At 57.3% G+C, this 4,075-nt stretch carries 5 protein-coding genes; 2 read left to right on the top strand and 3 right to left on the bottom strand.

The annotated features are described in order from the left end of the window. The coding region (locus tag DQ405_RS25190) for a hypothetical protein (RefSeq protein ID WP_168426412.1) at positions 1–740 on the top strand (740 nt) is incomplete at its 5' end. A gap of 90 nt (positions 741–830) precedes the next feature. Continuing rightward, a complete protein-coding gene (locus DQ405_RS25185; protein ID WP_014719611.1) occupies positions 831–1,187 on the top strand; it encodes a transcriptional regulator in 357 nt (118 codons plus the stop codon). A 6-nt stretch (positions 1,188–1,193) separates the two neighbouring features. On the opposite strand, the gene DQ405_RS25180 is transcribed toward DQ405_RS25185, so the two are convergent. The 3 genes from DQ405_RS25180 to DQ405_RS25170 all read right to left on the bottom strand — a co-directional run. Further along, positions 1,194–2,639: an amidase family protein gene (locus DQ405_RS25180; RefSeq protein WP_168426414.1), complete on the bottom strand. Its 1,446-nt coding sequence runs from the start codon at positions 2,637–2,639 to the stop codon at positions 1,194–1,196. Positions 2,640–2,870: 231 nt separating this feature from the next. Beyond that, entirely contained in the window at positions 2,871–3,491 is a 621-nt protein-coding gene (locus DQ405_RS25175; protein WP_241730217.1) for a hypothetical protein, read from the bottom strand. A gap of 182 nt (positions 3,492–3,673) precedes the next feature. Then, positions 3,674–4,075: MBL fold metallo-hydrolase (locus tag DQ405_RS25170; protein WP_168426411.1), on the bottom strand; the 402-nt coding region annotated here is incomplete at its 5' end.

Raw genomic sequence — 4,075 nt, 5'->3', positions numbered from 1 at the left:
TCAAGAACAAACCCGGCACGCGGCATATCGACGGCTGCCGCTATGCCGGCAGCCATAAACCTGCGACGGGTGAAAATGACGACGAGCGTGAGGAAAATTTCCCATCGGAATTTGTGCTGACGCGGCGACTGTACGAGCCTAAAACGCCGGTAGTCGGCACCGCTGGAAGCGTCCTTCAGGAGCCGACGAAAGCGCCCGCAAACCGCGCTACCACCTCTTCTAGCAGCAATGACTCGATCCCGGACAAAACCAGCGTATTCGCACACCCGGTGGAGTGCTACGTGTCCAACATCGATGACAAGGACAAGCTCAAGGCCATGCCTTTGAAGATCGGTGAGCACGCGGCGACCTACTGGGCATTCTTCAAGAAGATCGAATACCTGCAAGACAACCAGGGTTTGATTTACTGGGGCAAGATCAAGACCATCAAGGACTACACCAGCAGTTTTCGCATCGACTTCGAAAAGAAGGTGTGGCTCGACAGGAAGCCTTATTCGGTGAACGTCTACCTGAGCAAAAAGCTCATCGAAAACTACCGCAAGCGCACGGCATTCCTGGAGCAGATCAAGGCGGCGGCCAGCAGTGAACGGTCGCTGTATTGCTTTTTCTATGGGGTCACGCCGCAGCTTGTGCAGGTGCCCAGCCAGAAAAACCCCGAGCAGACGTTCGGGGTATTCAGCGCCAGGATCGAGAATCTGGATCACCTGATTATTCGTGAGGCACCGGGGCTGGAATCATAAGGGGTTGCAACGCCAGTGGATGAGCGGTAGAAACAACTGTACAAAAACACAGTATAGTTGCACCTCCCCTGTCGAACCTGGAGAAACCCCATGTCCTCTCTGGCAATGAGTTCTTTCGTAGAACAACAGATCGTCCTGCATCAATTCACCGCCAAACACTGCGCGCAGGCGCGCGTCATGCTGGGCTGGAGCCGCGAAGCGCTGGCTCGCCAGGCTGGCGTGGCGGTGCAAGCCATTGAACAATTGGAAGACCACGGCGACGTGGACGATGAAACCCGTTTGATCCTGGCGTTTCGCCTGGAGGCCGAAGGGCTGGTGTTTTTCCCGGGGTTCGCACCGGGGTGGGGGATGAGTGCGCGCCGGTTCGATACCCCGGCGGCGCAACCTTCTGCACAAAGCCTTATCTCTCAATTGATGGGTTCAACCGTGGCAACCAGCCGAGGCTGACTCAACTCAGCCGTTGGTGGCCTCAACCGTTTTATCTGGACTGTCTGGTGTTTGCGTAGAAGGAGCACCTGGGAGAAAAGCCGGTTCTTGAATGGCCTGCGAGGCTTGCTCATAACCATGGGCTACTGACAGCAAGGTGGCTTCACTCTTGCCGGAGCCATACACGTATAACGCCGTGGGCATGCCTTCATCATCCATGCCTGATGGAACAGATATACCGGGGTACCCGGCGGCTGCACTATAGAAATAGTTGTGGGTCAGAAAATTCGACACCATGGCGTCGAGCTTGTGCTCCTTCAGGGGGTCATCAATGGTCTTCTGAAATACAGGAAGGATGGCTTCCCACAATACCTCGCGCTTTTGCGGCGTGGTCTCCAGCTCATTGATCATTTCCAGCAATTTCTGGTCAGGCTCATCAGGTTTCTGCGTGCGTTTGATAAAAGCAATCAGCTCAGCAAGTGACTTGACGGGCAAACCTTCCCGCCCAGCCAAATAGTCTTCCAGTTGTTGCTTGACCTCCGAGAATATCGCCTCGTTATAACCCTCATAGGCTTCATCGGGGACACCGGCGTCCAACCGCTCCAAGGGCACTAGAATTGCACCCTGGGCCTTCATCACTTCGAGCGCCGCCTCATAGTGCTTGCGGTCTGCGCGCTTGGCCGGGTCTTTGGACTCCTCTGCGGACAATTCAGGCAAAGGGGTATAGCCAATACGCTTACCCTTCAAGGCATCAGCGTGCAGGCCCTCGGTGTAGACGTTGGTCTCGGTCATTGCATTGAGTGCTTCTGCCGCATCACAGATATTGCGGGTGAAGGTCCCCACCGCGTCCATGCGGGTGCTGGTCATGACGCCTTCGGTACTGACCAGGCCCGTCGTTGTTTTCAGGCCAAACACACCGTTGTAGGCTGCGGGGCTGATGATTGATCCGTTGGTTTCCAACCCCAGTGCCACGGGCACATGCCCCTGGGCGACCGCCACGGCCGAACCTGAACTCGAGCCGGCCACCGTCCCTCCGAGTCGATGTGGGTTCAACGTCTGGCCACCTCGGGAGCTCCAGCCATCCGCCGATTTGAGTGAGCGAAAGTTGGACAGCTCACTCATATTGGTTTTGCCTACAATCACCACGCCAGCTTTCAGCAAATTGTCGACGACCTTGGCATTCCGGGCGGCAGGCGCACCCACCAACGCCTTGGAGCCTGCACTGGTCTGCATGCGGTCATTGGTTTCAAAGACATCCTTGAGCGCTATCGGCACGCCATGCAAGTACCCGCGTACGCGGCCATTGGCACGTTCCTGATCGCGGGCCTTCGCCTCCCTCATGGCATCCGGGTTGGTTTCCAAAAACGCATTGCCGCCCTGTAGCCCACGATCAATATTGGCAATTTGTTTGAGCGAGTCCTTCAACAGTGACTCTGAGGTGACGCCGCCTCCTTGGGCCATCTCCGCTGACATCTGGCAGGCACTCTTGAAACCTTGCACCGGGTTTGAAAGCTCCTGAAGCAGGCCCGTGGCCCATCCACCTGCCGAAACTGGTCCGATCATGAAGTGCCCCTCTGTTTGACTGAGTGTGAGAGCTATCGGTCGATAGCGCCGCACCAGTCTAAGAGCCGACCGCCCATCACTATTTCAGGCGAATCCTGCCACTGCGTCCTACCCTTCGCAGCCCGATGTAGGCATCAATACCTACGGCCGCAGCACGCGGTAAGCTCGTACCAGTGCCGCCAAGCGATCACCCGCCCAGCGCGCACCGTAAAACCAGACCTTGGAGCCGTCTTCCAGGGTTTCACACATACTGGGGTAGCCGCTTTTACAGGCGTGATGAAAGGCGGCTTCGGGATCCTCTGACACCAAGGCATCAAGGCGAAGACCTACCACCAGCTCGTCGATTTCATGACAAGCCTGCTCACAATCACCGCTGCGCTGCATATCCACTGCCACGCATTGCGCACCAGCCTGGCGCAGGGTGTCGAAGGCTCGGTTCAAGGCCGCACTGCGTGCGACCCGTTCAACCTGCTTGCCCTGCACATAATGCTCGGCATAGCCGATACGATATCCCGTCAGCGGCAGCGAGGCGGTGAAGGTGGTGTTATTCAATACCAGCGGTACCTCCACCATCACCGGTTCGGTAGGGTCAACGCCGCTGATGGCGATCAGCGATAGCGGCGGATCGCGCACCGGCCGTATATGGGGAGCCAAGGCGTTATACCCAGGTATGGGCGTAGCGCCGGCACGTTGCTCGGTGCCAAAGACAATAGAAGGGGGAGCGGCACCGGGGGGTAAAGCGGGAACGTCGACGGCGTTCATTAGCGATGCCAGCGGTTGAGCTGACGCACACGGCAAACCCATCTTCCAAAGTTTCTTACAATGGCTGTCCATCGAAACATCCTCCCGGAGATAAAATTCCCGGGGGATCATCGCACTCTCTCTTGGCCTTTGTCGCAGGGCTGAAATTCGCTGAAAAGCTCTTTTCCAAACGGGCCTTTGGCTCAGCCTGCTGCGTGTTCGTTGACCGATTGAGGTTCCACTTCCAGCCACCAGGCATGCCCACGCTCAGGCTGGTTCAAGCGAAAAGCCTGACCCATCGCCGGAGTGGTGATCGAAACATTGCGCTCCCAGGCCAGGGCCATGATGCGGTCGAAGGGCTCATGCCAGGCGTGGAAGGCCAGGTCGAAGGTGCCATTGTGAATCGGCAGCAGCCAGCGCCCTTTAAGGTCGATATGCGCCTGTAGTGTCTGCTCCGGCTGCATGTGCACATGGGGCCAATCGACATTGTAAGCGCCGGTTTCCATCAGGGTCAGGTCAAACGGCCCGTATTGCTCGCCGATGCGTTTGAAACCGTCGAAATAGCCCGTATCGCCACTAAAAAAGATACGCCGCGTGTCGTCGAT

The sequence above is a fragment of the Pseudomonas sp. SST3 genome (assembly GCF_003325755.1).
Note: the sequence above shows the minus strand (reverse complement) of the source record. Positions and strands in the feature narration are given on the sequence as shown.

Bases quoted from the DNA above. Each gene is read 5' to 3' on its own strand.
- DQ405_RS25185 (WP_014719611.1), top strand. From the start codon at position 831: ATGTCCTCTCTGGCAATGAGTTCTTTCGTAGAACAACAGATCGTCCTG.
- DQ405_RS25180 (WP_168426414.1), bottom strand. From the start codon at position 2,639: ATGTCAGCGGAGATGGCCCAAGGAGGCGGCGTCACCTCAGAGTCACTG.
- DQ405_RS25175 (WP_241730217.1), bottom strand. From the start codon at position 3,491: ATGAACGCCGTCGACGTTCCCGCTTTACCCCCCGGTGCCGCTCCCCCT.